Below are 19,257 nucleotides of genomic sequence, written 5' to 3'. Positions count from 1 at the left end.
GCATCGGCTACTCGGATCAGAGCTAGCCCCTGGACGAACCTTTCTACGAGATCGACTCGCGCACAATGCAAGCTGCCCCAGATAAACTTATCCACCCAGCGCAAGCTCTCGATTGCAGCGCTATCGCGCACCGCTTCTCCCAGACCATTCACACCGCGCTGCCGTGGAGCTAGATTGGGGCGAAGGATCCATCTCGCCAAACTCAACTCTGCAATGAACAACAGGCACGACAGCACAGCGGCAAGGGCCCGAACTTTACTTCAACCAATAGGCCTGGTCAGCTATTCGACAGCTAAGCTCTTTAGCATAGCAACATCTCTATCGGACTAGCAGGCCCAGTTGATGGCGCAAGACCAGGAAGAGAAGGATCTGGATCCTGGCTCAGCCCGTTCCGTACGCCCTCAACATACCGTCCGCTGCAATTTTATCGAGAGTTGCGCCCGGCCCAGCCTCTGATCCTTATCGAACCAACTTTGCTCGATGACATTGACAAGGCAACCCGTGGGAGAAGGGAATGGACCCATTTGACAACGTCAACCCGTCCGCGGCTCGCATCAGTTATTACGTCGAGCCGCAACAGGAAGAGACCGGGCCGCAAGCAGACTTTGAGCTGCGGCTTAGAGAGCATCGGCCAGTCCTCCCAGCACCAGCTTCAGCCGGCGCTGGATCGACCCGAACTGCAACGGATGGCAATAGGAGAGCGGATCTTATCCCGAAAAACGAACGGTGCACAGCCGGATCCTTTGTAAAAGCGCGCGCTCAACTCGCCGCAACGCTGACCTGCGCGAACATTGCGGAACTCAGAACGGAAATCGCACTCGCTGCGCAGACATCGACACCATGGTCAGGAGGGACTGGACCGTCGGCCGGCGACGTGGATAGTCGCCGCGTTTACGACGACGTAGTGGCATCCTCATACTTGGAGCTGCAACGCTTTCAAAACCACCCCAGCCATTGCAAGCCGCGCGGATTGGCCAATCAAAGCGCGATGGCTCATTTGCGTTCCATGGCGGCTTCGCGTTTCGACGCCGCCCCCTGGAATATCTGGGGAGGCCAACGACTTGATCTGGGTCGCGCAGCGGCAGAACACATGAGGGGCGACACCACTTCTTCGCCCTTTGTGTCATTGTCCGAGGAGGCCTCACAATTGCTCCTCTCGCCAGACGACGACAACGAGTATGGCGCCAAAGTGATCGCTGAAAATGCGAATGAGTTGCACACGTACACGGTGCCGAGGATCACCGCTTGGACGGCCGATGAGATCGTCAGTATTCTTGAGGACGGGACTGAAGATGATGAACCCAATCTAGCCTGGGTGAGCGATACCCCAACTGAGGAGCGCGAGGTACTGTTTCTGGGCGGGAATCTGGATGACTATCGGACCGCGAGCGCGTCGAATCCCTACAGAAAGTCAGGGAAAGAAGATTGAGGGTGGAGGCTTAGCAAGGTAACTTGGCTGTTTTCGATGCTCGGAAAATCGAAAGCAGCCTTCGCTCCCGTCTATACTGCTCCCGCCGAGCTGGCCGTCAGGGAGCTGGCCGCGTACCGCACCTGGAAAATCGGAATTTCAGCCGACGCCTGTACCGTCTTTACGTTCGCCGCACTCGTCGTCGGGTTCGAAAAGGCACTTGCCGACCAATATTCATTCTAACTTTCGGCTCGGCCGGGTCAGGTTTTGGAAAGCTAACGTGAGTAGCGAAAGGACGAGGAAACGAAGCCAGCGAACTGCAGCATGGATCGAAACAACGCGATCAACCCAGCGCATAACGATTCCGCTGCGTCAGATACCACGGTTGAACAGCCCAAAGAACCGCAAGCGGGGTTCGAGCAACACTTGCGAGAGGCGCGGCAGCTCGGCCCGGTATATTCCCATAGTGGGCTTTATGACATCACCGAACAAGACGATCGCCTCATCCAAGCAGCGTCTGGTGCTGCCCTTGACCGAGGCCCACCGCCAAAGGCGATTACCATCGAAATCTATGACCGTCGGCTTCGCAAATTGGCAGAGCTGCTGAAGCAGTCTGGTCACTCGATTGCTGAGCTCGATGACGACACGTTGCTCGAGCGCTCCAAGACGCTACTGCCAAACGACAAGGTGATCTTCTCTGCATTGTCAATGGTGAGTAGGTACCGGACGCCCAGCGATACCGCTCCGTCGCCCACAACACATTATCGTCCGTCCAAGGAAGACGCCAACCTCATCAGAGAGGCGATCGAAGCGGGCTTTGGTCGAGCAATGGACGCAAAAACCGCCGGAAATTACGCTAGCTGTCTTCGCAAGCTAGCGGCAGCACTGCGCCCCTTGGGGATTGCTAAGCTCAGCCACAAAGCGCTGCTCGGCCATGCCGATGCTTTGTTTCCGAACGACAAGAAACTCATCTACGCGTTGAACAGGCTGAATGACTACCGCCGAATCGCGGGGCGGGACAACTCGCCGAGTTACGGGGGCGACTCGCGCCAGCCAATGCAGCCGGCCGCCGATTTGCCCGTCCAGCTTTTCGAACGTGAGCAGCCTTCAGGGAACGCGGACGGCTCATTGCCGGCGGGCGGCTTCAATGCTCAGCCGTTTTGGGAGGGAACGGGTTTAACCGCTCGTTCTCCCGCGCCACGTGTCGCCCAGGATATGCTTTTCGAGGCTGTGCGCCAAAACGATGTGCCTCCACCTTCCAGCGTCGATGCGCCGGCACTTTGGCAGGGAATGCGTGCCGCCGCCCCCTCGACCCTGCAGAGTTTCGCTCAGGAAGCGCTTTTCGATGCCGCCGATCGCGAGGTCCTGCCGCCAATCAACGCACCGGCGCTTTGGCCGAGCATGAGTTCGGTCGCCTACTCGCCCGTGCAAGATGTCGCCCAGGAACAGCTTTTAGGTGCTGCTGACCGGGAGGGCTTGCCGACGACATCCTACGATGCACCGGTGCGCTGGCCAACCGCTGGTTCAGTCACCCATTCGCATGAGCAAGGTGTCGCCCAGGAAGAGCTTTTCGATGTCCCATATCGAGACCAGTTTGCGCCTGCTTTCGATCTGGAGGCATCGAAGTTATGGTGGGCAATGGAGGCGACAACCCATAGCGCCGGCGGGGCGGATCCTTTCGAAGCCGTGATTTGGCAGCCCAGCTCACGGCCGCAGGGTCCCGCCTCTGAAAAAGACTTTGGACGGACGATGGATCAAGATGGGGAGACAGCCGGCGAGAGCTTTGACGCCTCCTTTGCCGTCACCGAAGGTTTTTCCCATGGCACCCAGCCCGCGTCGGACATGATGCGCTCCGAGCTCAGCCGCTGGGGTCAGATGCCGGATGCAGCACATCGGGTAAAGACCTACAACATTCATGGTGAACACTATACGGGCGTGCTAGGACCGGGTGGGCGTGGCGATCTTCAGCTCATCCATCTGCGCTCTCCTGCTGTTGGTGATACATTTGACGTTTCATTCGCAGTGCCCAAAGATTTTTCCCATCGCACCCAGCTGGCTCCCGACATGATGCTTTCCGAGCTGGGCAAGTGGGACTTCTTGCCTAATGCGGAATATCCGCTCATGAACTATGAGATTGGCGGGGAACGCTATACGGCCGTGCTGGGGCCGAGAGGATCCAATGACGTTCAACTCATCCATCACCCAAGGTTCGCTTCGAGGAGTGAAGCTGCGTCGGTGACGCCGATGGCTCCCCCTCATACATACGACAGCCTCGCATCTGGCCTTGATCGGCCCGTCTGGTTCGAATTGCAGGCGGCGAACCTCCAACCGCCGTCCGCCCCGCCCCGCTTGGGCCACCACCTGCTCCCGCAAGTTCCTGAACTCGGAGAGTGGTTCGGCCTCGACTGGAGGCACGGCCCGCGAGAAGCTTCGACTCTCGTGATTGACATGCTCCGAAACCTGGGCCTTCTGCCGAGCCAGGGCGTCCCCATGACCCGCTTTTTGATCCATGGCGAGCCCTACACGGCTGAAAGCCTACCCGGTGGCCGCGTTCTTCTCTTCCATCGGCCGCAATTTGGCTGAACGATATGCTGTGGGGCACCTCGGGCAGCCCCACAAGCTCCCGAATCCACTCGGATCGCCTATTTTCGGAAATCAGAACCGCCTCCGAACGACAATTAAGACGGCGAGTAAAGCCCGTAGCCGCCATTCACATGATCTTAAGCGGGATGGTTCAATCACCCTGCGGCTGCATTCGGCAGCACGGAAGCTTCAAGTGAAAGAACCCCAAAGACGCGGCATGAAAGATACCAGAGGGTAGAGCGAAATCATCGCGAGCCCGCCGGTTGATCGGCTTGTAAATACACTCCCCAACAGGACCGCGGAGGGCGGGGGACGTACCTTGCCCGGCTCATCTGGAGCGTTCGACTGAAAAGCTGGGGGCTCCAACCCATATGATGAAGGCCCGAACCGCCGATCCTCCAATCGCTGAGACGAATGGGGATCGACGGCCCTTATGCCCCACGTTGGTCAAACAGCAGCAAGTTGGCGCAACTCGATCCTTCGTAGACGAAAAGACGGCCAGAGAAACTCTGAGCGTCCCTGAGATCGAAAGGATCCGTGTCATACTGCGAAGGCCTCCACACGATTAACGGATCAACTCTTCGGAGCGCCCCTCTTCTCTGTGCTCTTCGTTACCAGACGAACTTTGCGCCATCCGGCAGTTCGCAGATAAATTCGCCCTGGTTCACAAGCTCGGTCGTTCCGACAACAAGCTTCGAGGCTCGCACCGTCAGCTTGCCTTCGCGGCTAAGGCTATGGCGGATGTACTCGGTCACGGCACGTCCAGAGCTGTCGACCGTTTGGTGAGCATTGGAGAAGCTGATTCCGTTCTGGACCGTCACCCTGAATGCATTGATAACCAGACCGGCCTGCGTCGCCGATGCAGGTTTGCCGCCCTCCGCGGGGTTACAGTGGCTCATGTCCAGTATGAGCTTCACATTCTTCCCCGCCTGCAGGGCATTGAGAACCTCCGTGTATTTCGGCGAAGGCTCATCGGCTCTCGCCACAGCGCTAGCGCTCGCGACCGAAAGCAAGGACAACAGGATCGGCAGTCTTTTGCCGGTAATCTTCATATGCTCTTCTCCCTCGAAAAGTACCACAGCTTGCGTTTTTCAAGATGTCGTGCTCGCGCGTTGTTTGGCTTTCATTCAGCAAGCGCGCTCGCGCCTGTACAAAAACAGCCTGCCGCAATCAGGCGCAAGTAGTTGCGACGGCTATTCCGACATCACAACCTCGTAGGTCAGGTTCTGGGGACTTCGCCGTGCGGGCGTCGACTAGAACGATTTGTTCGATCGTCGACCGCTTGGAAACCACAAACGACGAACGGTCGCGCTGGTCCACTCGGGAATAATGAGCGAGAACACGCAGCCGTCACATGTGCAGGAGCAGACGATCTACGAAGGAAGCACTCGATCAGCCGCATGCGCTTGCGTGTCCCTCTTCGTTTGCAAGGACTGTCTGTCCTAGGCGACAGGTGAAGAGTACGCGGCGCGGCGGTCGAGGAACCCCGTCTCAGCTTAATCGATCGTCAGCTTCTCGAAAGCTGCACCTGCAACAATCCACGCCGATAGGCGGCACTTCGAAGGGAGTAGAGAGATGAATGTTGATCCACGGAATGCCGCAGACAATTCCTTTGAGGTTCAGCGGCCGCACCACGTCGCTCGACAGCAGGACGAGCTTAGCGCACGGACAAGTTCAGAAGACCAAGCAAACTTTGAGCAGCAGCTGAATGACTTGGCTCTAGATGACTTGGATTCGGTTTACCCAACCTCGGAGCCAGTCTCCTTAGCGGCAGATTCCGCGAGCGCCGCGCCCTCATCTGCGCCAAACGAAGCGACCTCGGAACCCAGTCGCTATCCAGCCTCATCATACGTCAGTGCGCGCGCTCAGCTTGCCGCAACATTGACGGGCGCCACTCTTGAAGCACTTCGGAACGAGATCGAACTTGCCGTGCAACAAGCAGCACGTTGGTCATCGGCGACCGCTGCCATTGATCGAGATCGCGTATTCGACGACGTGGCGGGGTCGTCATATGTCGCGCTGCGGCGTTTTCAGAATCAGGACACTGATTGCAAGCCGCACACGGAAGAAAACACGAGTGCAATATCTCATGTCCGCAACACGGCTCGGGATCATTCTTCCGTTGGAGATCCTCTGGAGCGGTATCCCCTGGACCGAGCCCGCCAAGCTGGGTGGCATATGCGGGGGAAGACTACAGCCTCACCCTTCGTATCGTTAGTCGAGGATCCGTCAAAACTCGTCGTCTCTCGCGATCCGTGGGCGAGAGCGATTGCCAACAATGCGGACGCGCTACACACCTATACCGTACCGAAGACCACAATCTGGACGCCCGACGACGTGCTGAGTAGCATTGGGCTTGGAATGAACGCCGAGGATCAGGACACCATCGATGGGGACGTCGAATTGATGTGCTCGCTGGGCAGAACGCCGACCCGGGAAACCGAGCGCCTGTTCCTCGGAGGCAATTTGGAAAGCTACCGCACCAGTAGCGAAGAAAATCCCTACAAGCGCGAGAGTAATGAGTAGATGGTCGATCGCGCCATTTGGCAGGTTCGTTGGCGACCAAGCGCCACAACACCCTGCAACGAAGAAAAGCGGCGCATCAGCTCCGCCTCATGCACAACAGATTAAGCGTAAAGGGGGCGCCCGACGGCCCGATGAAGGCGCCGATCGAGCCGTACAGCGGGTGACAGTTCCGACGGAAGGTCAGCAAGACACCGATCTTGTCCCCTCATCCCTTTCCGCTCGTTGAAGCATCGTGGCATCTTGGATGCATTGTGTCGCAAGGCAGGAATTTATCAGCCGGCTTCAGCGGTTGGCACGCGGATTTGGCCAGGTAAGCCGCTGCAAGCGCAGCATCCCTCGCGTTAGCTAACTGCTTCTGACAATGATCGCGCGTCAACCAACAGTGTTTCGGCCGCGATCGCATCATACATTCACTCAGCCGTAGCAAGTGGCGCTATTGCATTACAGCCGATCCGCAACCTGGATGCGTTCCATCAAAACAATCGATTTTGCCGAGCATGCCTAAAGGCCTCATAGTCGATCGCGATGTATGGAGACCGCATTCAAGATGACGTCTGGCAATCGATTCTCTCCTCAGTCCCGTGCCGAACAACTTGGCTCGCGCGATCGGCAGTCTGGATCTCGGACGTTAGGTCCTGCGCGTCACATCGACGTCACGCGCCCGCCCCGATTTTCCCACTAAATTGCCGAGCATGAGGCAGATCGGATTGGCCGATCTTTGGCGTCATAGCCGAACGACTGCCTCTTCGCGCGCTTCAAGGCGTTATGGCGCTACACTTGATTGGAGGCACAAATGCTCACGACCTTGGACAGAGCGCGATTGACCCTCGCACAGCTCGACAGCATGGCCGCCTGTGTCGTCATTGCCTCACAAGGAGTCCGATGTTGATGTCGCCGATACAAAGAGCCCTTAAAGGCACTTGAATCTCACCCAGCGTCAGATTGTAGGATTTCCGACAGTCTCGCGACAGAATCCACTCGCGTGAACTCTTCCTGACAGGTAGCGACAATTGCGAACGTCTCAGAACCTCAATGCTCGGCCGATACGGCTTGGGACACTTCTCGACTGCTCCGATACAGAGCTTGCATCGTTAATCTGCTCTGTGAACGCAAGACGAAGCGCGCTCTTCGCAGCCAGACCAGGATCCAGCGCACGAGAACAAGGCGATCAATCGCCGTACCGATCACCGGCTGAGTCCAAGCTCGAGACTAGATCGTTCTTGCGCCGTTCAACCCGTCTGACGAAATTGAGCCGACACCTCAGACAATGCGCGACAGCAATGCCAGGCTCAATTTTTCCTTCCTTGGCAGCCTTCGCTCGGCTGGCGCGGAGAAGATCTTGGAAGCAACCGAGCTTCAGGACGGTTGACACCATGTTTGGCCATTATCACCGGCTGGCGAGACAATGTCTAACCCGCCGATGGGCGTGTTGATCGTTTCATCGCATCTTGGCCTTTTACAGCCCGTCGTCCGACGCATAGCGCGTGAACTGTCTTAAACGCGGACAACTTGTATCGTAGTGACTTGACGACACTACAGGCTCAACAGCCTTGCAGGACTGACCGCGGATCAAGACGATTTGGGAGTTCCAATGTCGGTTTCGCAAGTCCGTTCGGCGGCAAATACAGCCGCTCTCGCCTGCGCTTTCCTTTCGCTCCGCGAGTTTGGCGCGATCGCCACTGCAGGCGTTCGCGTAATGCATGCAGCCACCGCCATGCTCGGCCCGCAGATGAATCAGCACATCGCCGGGGCTCTCAGCCTCGTGAGAGATTGCAAATCTCTTGCCGGCGTAAAGGAGATTTTGAGCCGCGCCGCGGGCTGGAACCATCCGCCGCAGGCCCCCGCCTATCCGCCGACGGCGGCCGTGCAGACATTGGCTGCCTGCCAGCAAGCCCGTGCGTATCGCGCTCAGGATTTCAAATTCACGCCAAAGCGGCATCCTCTGGGTTCCGCCGATCGTCATGGTCAAGCGTGACACGCTCAAGTCCTGCCGAGGATGGACGAGAGGCGATGAATGCGAATTCTATTGGTTGATCATCATGCGGACTTTGGCCGCGCCGTAAAGGAAGCGCTGCTGAATTGCGGGTTCGCCGTCGACGTGACGCGTACGCTGGATGAGGCGTCGGCCGCGTTGGATTGCGCGAACTACCACATGATACTGCTCGAATCCTTCTTGCCCGATGGAGATGGTTTGGACTGGTTGAAGCAGTTGCGGCGCGAAGGACGATCAATGCCGACTATGATGATGAGCAATCTCAATGATCTCGGTCGGCGGATTGCGATCTTCAACGCCGGAGCGGATGATTTTCTGCCCAAGCCCGTTTCTATCGACGAGCTCGTTGCTCGCATGCGAGCTATTCTACGACGATCAACGCAGATGACCGCGCCGGTGGTGACATTCGGGAATCTGCATTTCGATCCGATCGCGAGACAAGTCTCCGTCGGTGGACGAGTACTGAGAATTGCGCGCCGCGAAGTGTGCATTCTTGAACATTTGCTCAACCGCGCAGGCCGTACTGTGCCCCGCACAGCGCTCGAAGAAAGCTTGTATGCATTTGACGACGAGGTCTCGACCAATGCGCTGGAAGTCGGGATTTACCGCTTACGAGCGCATTTGAACCAGGCGGGGGCAACGCTCAGGATCAAGACCGCGCGCGGTGTCGGCTACACCCTTGAACTCATCGGCGCAGCATCGGCTGCCTAGCAGGCTCACTTGAAGGCAACAATCCCTTGAACGTCGTTAACAATGACGCCGGCGCCGATGAGCCGTCGATGGCCGCCAGCAGCTCGCACTCTGCCGCTTTTCCCCGCCTCTGCTACGCCCTGTGCGCAGTCGCTCTGCTACTTCCGCTTGCTGTCGCAGCTCAGGTAAAGCGAGATGGCAAAGGAGAACCGCCACGTGCGGCGCCTGGCAGCACCACCGGCACGCTCAACCTTACCTCCTCACAGGGAAAGACAGTTCATCTGACCGGACCGGCTGCGAGCATTTTTATTGCCGACCCGGCCATTGCGGATTATCAGGCGCCCTCGAACACCACGATTTTCGTGTTTGGCAAAAAGCCGGGACGGACTAGCCTGTTCGCCCTAAACGACAACGGAGAGGCTCTCGCCGAGCTGCGTGTTGTCGTCACCCAACCGATCGAGGATCTGCGGGCCGCGCTGAAGGCCGAGGTCGGCGACTATCCGATTCAGGTCAGCTATACCCCGCGCGGCGCGATCCTTAGCGGTACGGCGCCTAATGCCGAGGTCGTCGAGACCGCCAGGAAGGTCACTGAGCAGTTTCTTGGGGCTGGCGCGCTGGTTGCCAACAAGATCCAGGTCGCCGGCTCACTACAGGTGAATCTCAGCGTACGGGTGGCAGAGGTCTCCCGCAGCGCCGTCAAGGATCTCAACATCAACTTCACCGCCTCGAGCCCAAACGGCGCATTTCTTGTCACCGGCAAAGGGGGAGGGTCCGGCGCAGCCGGCGGCGGCGGCACGATCGGGATTGGGTTTAGCGCCGGCAACACCAACTTGAGCGCTGTTCTGGACGCTCTCGCAAGCGAGCACCTCGCCTCAATCCTGGCTGAGCCGAATCTGACGGCAATGTCCGGCGAAGCCGCAAGCTTCCTCGCCGGCGGCGAATTCCCTATTCCAGTGATGCAGGACAACCGGCAGGTTTCGGTCCAATTTCGCCAGTTCGGCGTGAGCCTCGAGTTCGTTCCGACGGTTCTCAACAACAATCAGATCAATGTCCGTGTGAAGCCCGAAGTCAGCGAACTGTCGAGCGAAGGCGAAGTCAAAATCAATGGCATGGCGGTCCCTGCCCTCTCGACTCGGCGGGCGAGCACCGTGGTCGAGCTCGCCAGCGGTCAGAGCTTTGCAATCGGCGGCCTCATCAGGCGCAACTTCAACACTGATATCGGCGAGTTTCCCTGGCTCGGCGATGTGCCGATCCTGGGCGCGCTTTTTCGCTCCTCATCGTTTCAAAAACGTGAAACCGAGTTGGTCATTATTGTCACGCCCTACATTGTTCGGCCCGGACCGAATCCGAAGCGGATGAGTGCGCCGAGCGACCGCATCTCACCGCCCTCAGACGCGGGGCGGATTTTGACGAACACGGTTGCCCGGCCGCCGCGAGAGCGCGATGCGCCTCGCGCCAGCGCACCAGGATTGACCGGCAGCGCCGGCTTTATTATCGAATGAGGATCGCCAAATGACTTTGCGACATCTGTGCTACCCGATCGTTATTGGAGCAACATTGGGGGGCTGCGCAAATACTGCCTCGATCCAGCCCGCGCCGGCTGACCAAGAGATCCAGGTGGAGCAGAAGAGTAGCGTGCTGTTCCTGCAGAGCCTTCGTGGCCCCGAACGGCATCGGCTGCGAAGCTTTATTGCAGCGACCAGTCGCGGCCGGCGGGATGCCATCCATGTGGGTGTCATCGGCCCACCCAGACTCATTGCACAGGTGGCCCACGAGGCTCGTGCCATGGGCGTTGCCACCTACAACATCCACCTGTCCGCTTCTCGTGTGGATTTGCCGGCTCGTTCCGGGGTGAGGATCGAAGCGATCACTTTCGAAGCCCATCCTCCGGTCTGCCCCTCGCTCTCCATCGTCGGTCCTACAGTGAACGACAATTCGTTCAATCCAACCCTTGGCTGCTCGGTCCGGAATAACCTTGCGGTCATGGTCAATGACCCCGGCGACTTGTTAGGCAATGGCGCTGTCATGCCGACCAGTGGTGATCGTGCAGTGCTTCCCATCACCGCACGTGGGGCCACGTCGGCGGGCAACAGGAGCAATTTGGAGGATGAAACGCATAACAGGGTTGCGCCAGAAACCCAATAAGCGGCTCGTAAGACCCGAGCAGCATGAACGCTCGGTTGGCCATTCTTGTCCATATCAGTCTTGGAATCGGCCGAAGAGCCTCCTGGAGTCGAATCTTTTCTCGATCCTTTTCTTGGGATCGTGCAGCTTGCAGATCAGGTTTTGGGACAGTTGGGTCGTTGACCAGAGATTTGAGCGCATCGCTGTTTTGTGCGACGCTAAACGAGGCCGGCGGCAAAGACTGCCTTTGCAACCCTCTCGAAACACTCCATCGGAACTGCCCTGCCCATCGCACCTTTTCGGATCAGCTGACGCGCCAATACATGATCCTCGACAATGCTCAGACGTTGGGCGCGCGCCTCCGCCAGTAACTGTGAAGCCGTTTCGCCCTCGCCGCGGCACACCAGTACCGGGACGCCGGTCTCGCCCCGAACGTAGCGCAGCCCAATCAATGTCGCTCGCCCCGTCAGTATCAATGTCGCCCGATGGATGCCGAGCGGAGACTCGTTGGCGGACTCCCGGCGGAGCCTGCGGTGTTCACCCTTGATCTGCGGATTACCATCCTGTTCCTTGGACTCGCGCTTGGCTTCGCTCTGCGTCATGCGCATGTCGCGCAAGAACAACCAACGCTGAATGAGCAGATCGGCCAAGCCGCCAATCAGAAGAGCGCCGGCAGCAATCGCGATCAGCACTTTAAGCTCTTTAAAGACAAAACCAAAGCAGCTCAAATCGCACACGGGCAAGTACACCAGTGCCCTCCAACTTGCGAGCACAGTGAAAACGAACGTAGCGCCAAGAACCAAAACTTTGACGATAGACTTTCCAAGCTCGACAACCGACCTCTGGGAGACAATCCGCTTCAGTCCTTTGACGGGGTCCAATTTCTCAAAGCTGGGTTTAAGCGGCTCAACGGAAATCGTCAGCCCGCCGCCGGCCAAGACACCGGCCAGAATCGCCGCGACAACCGCCGCACCTAGGATGGGAGCCGCGGCTGTTATAGAAAGGTCCATCAATCCGACCAACGCCTGCCGGACCGCATTGTTGAAGGGCTGTTCCTGCAGCTTGTCGATGAGCCGCACGGCTTCGCGCCATCCGTCTTCGATCGAGCTGGCCCTGAAGCACAGGCAACCGAAACCAGCGCAAAGGCTTGCCGCGGTCACAAAGTCGGCGCTGCGCGGGCTCTGGCCTTTCTTACGCGCGTCCCGCAGCTTCTTGTGACTTGGTGGAAGGTTTTTCTCTTCGCTCGTGTCGTTCATTTCAAGAACTTCTCGAGCCACTCCAGCACGCCGTTAAACCGAATGATCTCTGCTCCCATATATTCGATCAGGAAGACCGCGTAGCTGACCATAATGATGCCAAAAGCGGCATTCTTGATGGTCGGAGAGAGATCGTTCAGCTTGATTTGCGGCGCAAAGCGCCCGAGCAGCATGAGGGATACGTCGATCAGAAGCAGCAGAGCCAGCACGGGCCCGGCGACCACGAGGGTCGCATGCATGATATGGTCGAGAAGCCCAATAAACTCCATTGCCCCGCGGTGGGTCAGGGGCGGTAGCAGCCGATCCACGGGCCAGATCAGATAACTTCCATAGAGGCATCTGACCATGGTCTGCAGACCTCCTGATACAACGAAGATCGTAACCGCGGCAGTCCCGAGAAAGAGTCCCATCGCGGCAGTTTGACTGCGTGTCGCAGGGTCGTCCAGCTGGCTGGAGATGCCACGCTGGGTATCAATGATGTCACCAACGGCCTGGATGCTCCAAAGTGGTATACTAAGCAGAAACCCGAACAGCAGGCCGATAAATATCTCCTTCAAACCGAGGAGCGAGACCGCAATCATACGGGTGCCCGGATCTAGTGTCTGCAAGCCGTTCCTGATCTGCATCAAGCAAGGCAATCCAATCACAATCGTCGCGCTTGCGCGGATAATCCCGCCAATGTGCGGTCGCGTGAATACCGGAAGAACCAGCATAATGCCGAGCGCCCGGGCCGCGCCAAGACCGGCCGCAACGACGAACTCGACAGCAGTCTGAATCAGAGCTTGCGTCTCGGTGGGTGACAAGGCATCCATTTGAGCTCAGCTCGTCGTTCCTTCAGCCAATGCAACCGTCGCACTCACGTCGCCATGATGTGAGACGCCAAGAACTCTGCAGATCTCGTGTTCCAGCGGTGGCAGAGCGACAGGCCTCCCAAGGCAGATGACTTCGGCTTCAGCTATCCATATGACTACAGCCATCCGGCGCAGAGGTATGGCCATTCGATGAAAGCACCCGCGAAATCGCGCGCGGCCTACAAGCCACGCTTCTTCCGCTCTCACCGGCCGCAGCGCGGTTTGGAGATCTGAGGGCCTCAAAGCTTTCATCAATTTCGCAGTCGATGGAGATCGGTCTCGAGCGGCACCTTCATTCGCTGGCTCATTCACCAGAATGCCAGAATCGTGGGGCCGCTTGCAATCAAAGCGGTTTCCCGTTCACTTGCGTCGACAACTCGCCAGGCTGTGCGCATCGAGGACCAGGTCTCAGCAGGTAATTCCATCACCTCGTAAGCAAACCTGAATCGAACGGATAGACATTCCAAATGGAGTCATTCTTCCTCCGAATACGGCAGCTCATAGAGCCGAACAGGACAGTCCGGATGTCTATCCGTCTCATAATAGTGAGGCGAGCTTTCGATAAGATGACGAACTCGCCCATTTGTGGTTCGCAATGAAGGCCGACAAACGCGACTCCATAGCTGAAACTTAGACAGGCTTGCGTTCCGCGTGCACTAATACCTCGCTGTGAGCGCGGGGAACTCAGTGAAGATACGCTGGGCTTGCTCGATCAGCGGCGCGCTCAGCACCGGAGCAAACAGAACGAGCACGGCGACGACGACGAGGAGCTTCACGGTAAGCGGCAAGGTTTGATCCTGGAGCTGGGTCGCTGCCTGCACGATGCCAATACCCAATCCGGCCACGAGGGCTGCCAGGAGCGGCGGTAGAACCCAGATCATGAACAGGACTAATGATCGGCTCAGGTGGGTGAGGATGCTGGCCTCGTCCATCTCACCCGCCCCCCGGGGATGCGTAGCTTAAGACCAATCCGTGCATGAGCCGCGACCAGCCGTCGATTGTGACGAACAGAAAGAGCTTGAAAGGAACGGATATCATTGTTGGTGATACCATTGACATGCCCATGGCCATCAGAATTGTCGTCACAATCAGGTCGATCGTGATGAACGGAAGATAGAGAAGGAAACCGATTTCAAACGCACGCTTAAGCTCCGAGATCAAAAAAGACGGCACGAGGATCGCAAAATCATCGGCTGTTGCGTTGGCGCGCATCTCCTCCGACCAGATATGTTCCGTCGACGAGAGGAAGAACGTGCGCTGCTCCTCAGTGGTGAACTTCTTGAGATGGGCGCGCAGCGGCTCGCTACCTTCCTTGGCGGCGGTCAGCCAGTCATCGGCGGTTTGGTAACGAAGTTGCGTATCGGTCACGCGGTTGTAGGTTTGCTCGAATACTGGGGCGCCTATGAACACGGTAAGGATCAATGCAGCACCATACAGAACGATGTTCGGTGGTATGGACTGAGTGCCGAGCGCGTTGCGGATCAGGAAGAGAACGACGGAAACCTTGATGAACGCCGTTGTTGTGACAACTGCGAACGCCAGCAGGCCAAGACCGGCGGTCGCTGCAACAAGCGCAAGGATGCTCGGTTGAATGTCAGCCATTGACCGCCAACTTGTTAAGTAACCGGATGCCCAACGCTTCACCGACACGTACGATGTCGCCGCGGCCGATCAATTGACCATTGGCAACAATGTCGACCGGACCGTCCACCTGCCGGCCAAGCTCGAACACGTGCCCCTCGTTGATGCTTCTCAACGTACCCAGCGGGATCGGCCAGCGGCCGCATTCGAACACAAGCGTGATCTCAACACTATCGATGTCGGCTTCCGAGGGCGGGATTGCTTGTTCAGCTTGGGGGCGTATCGTCATATTTGCATACCTTAGAGGATGGGACTGCAGGCGGAATGGTCCCCGAAGGATAAGTCTGTCGCCCGCGACCTGCGCCGGCGCCCACAACTTGTCCGCAGCGAGGATGAGCAGGCCATGGGCAAAGGGAATGACGTCGGGCACCAGTGCGTCGCCGGGCTGTGCTTGGCGAAGAAGCTTGATGGGCGCACGCAGCGAGCCGATCTCTCTCGCAATTACGACCGGAAATTCCGAAGAAATCTTACCTAAATCTCGCGGCAATTGGCCGATCAACTCGCCTAAGACACGAAACGCAGACGGAACCAGACCGTCAAGAGGCGCGAACAAGAACAGGCGAGCCTTGGCCGCCAGCTGCCCGAAAGCAACGTCGAACTCCAAATAGGGGTCTTTGGCCGTTGCGTCTTCGATGCGGATCAGCTGCAAATTCCGCGCGAGCACGATCTCTAATGCAGCGAGCCAAGGTTCCAGTGCAAGTTCGAGAAGGAGCGAGCGGGTTGGGTCGGAAGGTAAAGTAAGGCCAGACTGGACCGTTGAAATCAGTGCCTCGACGAGAAGGCGGGGCAAGGACAACACAGCGGTCTCGCCTCCGGCGCAAAATACGCAGTCGAGCACCGGCATGGCATATGGCTCGGCCTGCCAAACAAGCCGGCTCATACGGATCGATAGCGGCTTATCGCCAATGCGGCTCTGCAGAACCGTGCGCGGTGCGGCGGTCTCGTTGAGCCAGGAGACCACTTCATGCGACAGCTTTGCCGCTGGCTGAAATAGTGCGGGTTCACCCATGGCATTTATCACAGGTTCCGCGGGTGCAGCTCGCGACGCGGTAAGAGAACCAGCCATTAATTCGAGCCATCGACCGTCTGGCTGCGCGAACCACCCTGATATCGGAGCAAAACCTCATCGTCGGCATCGACTTCGGCTGCAAACTCCGAACGGACAGCGGTAGTGCGCTGGACATCGCCCTCAATCTCCTGCCATTTCTGGCTCGCCGCCGAACGCTTGGCCCATATGGTCCGCGCCTCATTCACCGCCCGCTGGGCCTGCTCATGCGCGATGCGCGCCTGCTCACGCGCCTGGCGTGCCGATTCGATCTCTGCTGCCAGCCGCCCAAGGACGAGTTGACAGCGACGATCGAGCTCGGTCACGGACATCATCTCGAGCGACGCCAGCTCCTGATAAAGGTCAGCTTCGGCCTTGGCGCGACGATTCTCCGCGCGTTTAACATTCTCAGACGCTCGCTGCAGCGCTGCGACCGCAATTTGGCGCCTGGCTTCCATGTTCGACAATTCACGAAGCGCGCTTCGCTCTCTCATGTCTTTCACCAGCCGCAATTTCGACGCTTGCACGAGATTCAGGCCGTCAGACGTGACATCCATGAAACGGTCTCCTCAAAGCTAGACGGCTCGTCCTGTCCCTGGCGCAAGAATGCGCGCAGTTCCTCGATTGACTCGATTGCCCGATCAGTCAGTGGATCGCTGCCTGGCTTGTATTCACCGACCTTGATCAGGAACTCAGCCTCATTGTAGCGCGAGAGCAGATCGCGGAATGCGGATGCCGCCTTGCGATGTGGACCAGAGGCGACCGCATCCATGACACGACTTCGGCTCGACAGCACGTCGATGGCGGGAAAATGCTCTCGGGAGGCCAGCGCGCGCGAAAGAATGATATGACCATCGAGAATGCCGCGCGACTCTTCGGCGATCGGATCGCCCGTGCCGTCACCTTCGACAAGCACAGTATAGAATGCCGTGATCGAGCCCCGCTCGCCCATACCGGCTCGCTCCAATAGACCAGGAAGCAGCGCAAAGACGGAAGGAGGAAAGCCGCGCCGGGTGGGAGGTTCTCCGGCGGCAAGGCCGATTTCGCGCATCGCACGGCTAAAGCGCGTCAGCGAATCCATCATCAGAACGACCTGCAGCCCTTGATCACGAAAATACTCGGCGAGTGCGGTCGCCATATGAGCGCATTGCGCCCGCTCCATAGCCGATCGATCGGATGTCTCAACGACAACGATCGTGCGAGCGAGGGCATCTCCAATATGACGTTCGATGAATTCACGCACCTCGCGTCCACGCTCCCCTATGAGCGCAACGACGGTGACATCGGCGGCCGCGCCTTTTACAATTTGCGACATCAGCGTCGACTTACCGCAACCGGCATCTCCATAGATTCCGATCCGCTGACCTTCGCCACACGTCAGAAGTCCATCCAGCACGCGAACGCCGAGCGGAAACGGCTGCTCGATGCCACGCCGCCTCATCGGGTTGGGCGCCTTACCGCGGAGCGGACAAGTGTGGACCGTTTTTATTGGCCCCTTGCCATCGAGTGGACGGCCGAAGCTATCGATCACGCGGCCGAGCAGGTCGGGCCCGACTGACACTTCCTGCATGCGCCCGGTCGGGACCACTTCCGCGCGGTGGGACAAGCCTACCATATCGCCAATCGGCGTCAGCAATACCCCGTCCGGCAGCAGACCGATGACTTCCGCCTCAAGTGACCATCCGGAAGCGTGATCCTGCAATAGGCAAAGTTCTCCAACACGGGCCCCTGGCAACACGGCATGGAGCAAGGTGCCGATCGCACGCGTGATCCGTCCCCGCACGGCACGCGTATCGACATCCTTTGCTGCGAATCTCAGAGATGCTATCGCCGCATGCACATCTCCTTCTCCGCCGGCTTGATCATGGCCTGATCGTTGCGTCGTCACGGATAGCTTTCCTGAGAAGATGGATTAAGGCCGAGACGCAATGTGCGGAGCTGCGCGGCAAGTCCTAAATCGACACTGCCGAACTCACTCCACAGAACGCACTGGTCCGGCCCCACGGCAGGGTCCGGATCAATTCTGACTTTCGGCCGACCATTCGCTCCATCGAACGCCAGGAATTCATGTCTTAGTGCATCAGCGTTCACAGGAGACACGTGAAGGCATACTTCTCCGCTGCCATATCTTTTCTCGACGGCGTGACGAACGGTCCTTACCAACATCTCACCCGGATCAAAGGAGCCCAACAAATCGGTCAATATCTCAATGACGAGCTGTGGTAACTCCTGTTGCAGAACGGCTTTTCGCCGGGCCACATCGGAAGCAGCTCCGGCAATCAGCCGTGCCATTTCGTCCGAGCCTGACCTTAGACCCTCGCAGTGCCCGCGCTCCCGCTCCTGCTGATAGGCCTTCCTTGCCCAACTGCGAACCTGCCGCAGGTATCGCTCGGCTAGCGCGCGCGTCTGCACCGCATCGTACCAGATGCCAAGTTCCGCGGCTGGTATGAGCGGACCGAGCGGCCGTATCTGCGGGCTATCTGGCAAGACTGTTTCATTGGCCGTCATGCCGCTGGCTCCTGCGTGGCTAAGTGGGCCACCACCAAAGACAGTAACTGCCCCGCTGAGTTGTGGTGTTCGGGTGCTGGAGATTCGGCGGTGGTCCCCACAGGTAAGCGGAAAAGAACGCGCACACGGTCAAGCTTCGATGCGTCGTTGAGCCAAGCGCCAAGGCAGGCAAGTCCGTCATGTTCAATCTGGCTCGCCAGCGTCTGCGGATCGTCAATCGATGTGGTTGCGACAGCGCTGGATAAGTGTCGGATTGCGAAAGCATGTGCTTCGGCACCAATATTTTCGATCAGAATTGCCACATCATGCCTTGACACAAGCTTCAGCACCGAACGGGCATGCCAGATACTGCCAGCGAGCAGCGCCGCCCGACGCGGATCATGCCCGAGCAGAGCGTCCCCACCCCAATCGGTTCCGTTCGAAACCAGTTCCTCACTACCTAGCAGCAATTCGACCAGTCTTTTCTGCAGTCTGGGAGACTTTTGCAACTGCAGCACTGTGGCGGTCGACAGGCGCTCATCAAGATGGCCGGCAAACCGGCTGGGATGGATCAAAGCGGCAAGCTCACGCAGGCGATCGGAATGCGGGTTGAATGAAACACTTGGGTTAGTGGATGCCATCGATACGGACCT

18 protein-coding genes are annotated in these 19,257 nt (G+C 58.3%); 8 read left to right on the top strand and 10 right to left on the bottom strand.

Translation table 11 applies throughout. The features are described from left to right. Window positions 1–514: 514 nt before the first annotated feature. The 3 genes from AC5V87_RS06765 (at window position 515) to AC5V87_RS06755 (ending at window position 3,991) form a co-directional block, all read left to right on the top strand. Window positions 515–1,429 carry a hypothetical protein gene (locus tag AC5V87_RS06765; protein WP_495370363.1) on the top strand — a complete coding sequence of 305 codons (915 nt, stop codon included), beginning with the start codon at window positions 515–517 and terminating at the stop codon, window positions 1,427–1,429. A 36-nt stretch (window positions 1,430–1,465) separates the two neighbouring features. Beyond that, on the top strand, window positions 1,466–1,651 hold the full coding sequence (locus tag AC5V87_RS06760) for a hypothetical protein (RefSeq protein ID WP_495370362.1): 186 nt from the start codon (window positions 1,466–1,468) through the stop codon (window positions 1,649–1,651). 81 nt (window positions 1,652–1,732) lie between these two features. Then, a complete protein-coding gene (locus AC5V87_RS06755) occupies window positions 1,733–3,991 on the top strand; it encodes a hypothetical protein (protein ID WP_495370361.1) in 2,259 nt (752 codons plus the stop codon). Window positions 3,992–4,602: 611 nt separating this feature from the next. On the opposite strand, the gene AC5V87_RS06750 is transcribed toward AC5V87_RS06755, so the two are convergent. Continuing rightward, window positions 4,603–5,043 carry a VirK family protein gene (locus AC5V87_RS06750; protein WP_495370360.1) on the bottom strand — a complete coding sequence of 147 codons (441 nt, stop codon included), beginning with the start codon at window positions 5,041–5,043 and terminating at the stop codon, window positions 4,603–4,605. A 523-nt stretch (window positions 5,044–5,566) separates the two neighbouring features. Here AC5V87_RS06750 and AC5V87_RS06745 point away from each other — a divergent pair. From AC5V87_RS06745 to AC5V87_RS06725, 5 genes are all read left to right on the top strand, one after another. After that, the gene (locus tag AC5V87_RS06745) at window positions 5,567–6,517 is read left to right on the top strand and encodes a hypothetical protein (RefSeq protein WP_495370359.1); all 951 of its coding nucleotides are present in this window, start codon (window positions 5,567–5,569) and stop codon (window positions 6,515–6,517) included. A gap of 1,591 nt (window positions 6,518–8,108) precedes the next feature. Continuing rightward, entirely contained in the window at window positions 8,109–8,492 is a 384-nt protein-coding gene (locus AC5V87_RS06740) for a hypothetical protein (RefSeq protein ID WP_495370358.1), read from the top strand. Window positions 8,493–8,531: 39 nt separating this feature from the next. After that, window positions 8,532–9,221 carry a response regulator gene (locus tag AC5V87_RS06735; protein WP_456840790.1) on the top strand — a complete coding sequence of 230 codons (690 nt, stop codon included), beginning with the start codon at window positions 8,532–8,534 and terminating at the stop codon, window positions 9,219–9,221. Window positions 9,222–9,247: 26 nt separating this feature from the next. Next, window positions 9,248–10,702 (top strand): type II and III secretion system protein family protein, encoded by a 1,455-nt coding sequence (locus tag AC5V87_RS06730; protein ID WP_495370357.1) that lies wholly within the window; start codon window positions 9,248–9,250, stop codon window positions 10,700–10,702. A 10-nt stretch (window positions 10,703–10,712) separates the two neighbouring features. After that, window positions 10,713–11,345, top strand: coding sequence for a CpaD family pilus assembly lipoprotein (locus tag AC5V87_RS06725; RefSeq protein WP_495370356.1), 633 nt, complete (start codon window positions 10,713–10,715; stop codon window positions 11,343–11,345). Between the two features lie 197 nt (window positions 11,346–11,542). Here the strand turns inward: AC5V87_RS06725 and AC5V87_RS06720 are convergent, their stop codons facing one another. The 9 genes from AC5V87_RS06720 to AC5V87_RS06680 all read right to left on the bottom strand — a co-directional run bounded on the left by AC5V87_RS06720 (window position 11,543) and on the right by AC5V87_RS06680 (window position 19,245). Further along, entirely contained in the window at window positions 11,543–12,580 is a 1,038-nt protein-coding gene (locus AC5V87_RS06720; protein ID WP_495370355.1) for an EscU/YscU/HrcU family type III secretion system export apparatus switch protein, read from the bottom strand. Beyond that, window positions 12,577–13,392 (bottom strand): type III secretion system export apparatus subunit SctT, encoded by an 816-nt coding sequence (gene sctT / locus AC5V87_RS06715; RefSeq protein WP_495370354.1) that lies wholly within the window; start codon window positions 13,390–13,392, stop codon window positions 12,577–12,579. The genes AC5V87_RS06720 and sctT overlap by 4 nt, the downstream gene beginning before the upstream one ends. Window positions 13,393–14,087: 695 nt before the next feature. Continuing rightward, on the bottom strand, window positions 14,088–14,363 hold the full coding sequence (locus AC5V87_RS06710; protein WP_027563378.1) for an EscS/YscS/HrcS family type III secretion system export apparatus protein: 276 nt from the start codon (window positions 14,361–14,363) through the stop codon (window positions 14,088–14,090). A gap of 1 nt (window position 14,364) precedes the next feature. Next, window positions 14,365–15,033: a type III secretion system export apparatus subunit SctR gene (gene sctR / locus AC5V87_RS06705; RefSeq protein WP_456840794.1), complete on the bottom strand. Its 669-nt coding sequence runs from the start codon at window positions 15,031–15,033 to the stop codon at window positions 14,365–14,367. After that, on the bottom strand, window positions 15,026–16,081 hold the full coding sequence (sctQ, locus tag AC5V87_RS06700; RefSeq protein ID WP_495370353.1) for a type III secretion system cytoplasmic ring protein SctQ: 1,056 nt from the start codon (window positions 16,079–16,081) through the stop codon (window positions 15,026–15,028). Before sctQ ends, sctR begins: the two co-directional genes overlap by 8 nt. Window positions 16,082–16,137: 56 nt before the next feature. Further along, window positions 16,138–16,674, bottom strand: coding sequence for a hypothetical protein (locus AC5V87_RS06695; RefSeq protein WP_495370352.1), 537 nt, complete (start codon window positions 16,672–16,674; stop codon window positions 16,138–16,140). After that, window positions 16,650–18,005 (bottom strand): type III secretion system ATPase SctN, encoded by a 1,356-nt coding sequence (sctN, locus tag AC5V87_RS06690; RefSeq protein ID WP_495370351.1) that lies wholly within the window; start codon window positions 18,003–18,005, stop codon window positions 16,650–16,652. Before sctN ends, AC5V87_RS06695 begins: the two co-directional genes overlap by 25 nt. Further along, window positions 18,002–18,625 (bottom strand): type III secretion system stator protein SctL, encoded by a 624-nt coding sequence (gene sctL / locus AC5V87_RS06685; protein ID WP_456840798.1) that lies wholly within the window; start codon window positions 18,623–18,625, stop codon window positions 18,002–18,004. Before sctL ends, sctN begins: the two co-directional genes overlap by 4 nt. Continuing rightward, the gene (locus AC5V87_RS06680; protein ID WP_495370350.1) at window positions 18,622–19,245 is read right to left on the bottom strand and encodes a nodulation protein NolU; all 624 of its coding nucleotides are present in this window, start codon (window positions 19,243–19,245) and stop codon (window positions 18,622–18,624) included. The genes sctL and AC5V87_RS06680 overlap by 4 nt, the downstream gene beginning before the upstream one ends. Window positions 19,246–19,257: the final 12 nt, after the last annotated feature.

Source organism: Bradyrhizobium sp. SOJA106 (assembly GCF_059448745.1).
Note: the sequence above shows the minus strand (reverse complement) of the source record. Positions and strands in the feature narration are given on the sequence as shown.

What these genes read in the sequence shown, in the direction of transcription:
- AC5V87_RS06765 (WP_495370363.1), top strand. Translation starts at nt 515, where the DNA reads ATGGACCCATTTGACAACGTCAACCCGTCCGCGGCTCGCATCAGTTAT.
- AC5V87_RS06760 (WP_495370362.1), top strand. Translation starts at nt 1,466, where the DNA reads ATGCTCGGAAAATCGAAAGCAGCCTTCGCTCCCGTCTATACTGCTCCC.
- AC5V87_RS06755 (WP_495370361.1), top strand. Translation starts at nt 1,733, where the DNA reads ATGGATCGAAACAACGCGATCAACCCAGCGCATAACGATTCCGCTGCG.
- AC5V87_RS06750 (WP_495370360.1), bottom strand. Translation starts at nt 5,043, where the DNA reads ATGAAGATTACCGGCAAAAGACTGCCGATCCTGTTGTCCTTGCTTTCG.
- AC5V87_RS06745 (WP_495370359.1), top strand. Translation starts at nt 5,567, where the DNA reads ATGAATGTTGATCCACGGAATGCCGCAGACAATTCCTTTGAGGTTCAG.
- AC5V87_RS06740 (WP_495370358.1), top strand. Translation starts at nt 8,109, where the DNA reads ATGTCGGTTTCGCAAGTCCGTTCGGCGGCAAATACAGCCGCTCTCGCC.
- AC5V87_RS06735 (WP_456840790.1), top strand. Translation starts at nt 8,532, where the DNA reads ATGCGAATTCTATTGGTTGATCATCATGCGGACTTTGGCCGCGCCGTA.
- AC5V87_RS06725 (WP_495370356.1), top strand. Translation starts at nt 10,713, where the DNA reads ATGACTTTGCGACATCTGTGCTACCCGATCGTTATTGGAGCAACATTG.
- AC5V87_RS06720 (WP_495370355.1), bottom strand. Translation starts at nt 12,580, where the DNA reads ATGAACGACACGAGCGAAGAGAAAAACCTTCCACCAAGTCACAAGAAG.
- sctT (WP_495370354.1), bottom strand. Translation starts at nt 13,392, where the DNA reads ATGGATGCCTTGTCACCCACCGAGACGCAAGCTCTGATTCAGACTGCT.
- AC5V87_RS06710 (WP_027563378.1), bottom strand. Translation starts at nt 14,363, where the DNA reads ATGGACGAGGCCAGCATCCTCACCCACCTGAGCCGATCATTAGTCCTG.
- sctR (WP_456840794.1), bottom strand. Translation starts at nt 15,033, where the DNA reads ATGGCTGACATTCAACCGAGCATCCTTGCGCTTGTTGCAGCGACCGCC.
- sctQ (WP_495370353.1), bottom strand. Translation starts at nt 16,081, where the DNA reads ATGGGTGAACCCGCACTATTTCAGCCAGCGGCAAAGCTGTCGCATGAA.
- AC5V87_RS06695 (WP_495370352.1), bottom strand. Translation starts at nt 16,674, where the DNA reads ATGGATGTCACGTCTGACGGCCTGAATCTCGTGCAAGCGTCGAAATTG.
- sctL (WP_456840798.1), bottom strand. Translation starts at nt 18,625, where the DNA reads ATGACGGCCAATGAAACAGTCTTGCCAGATAGCCCGCAGATACGGCCG.
- AC5V87_RS06680 (WP_495370350.1), bottom strand. Translation starts at nt 19,245, where the DNA reads ATGGCATCCACTAACCCAAGTGTTTCATTCAACCCGCATTCCGATCGC.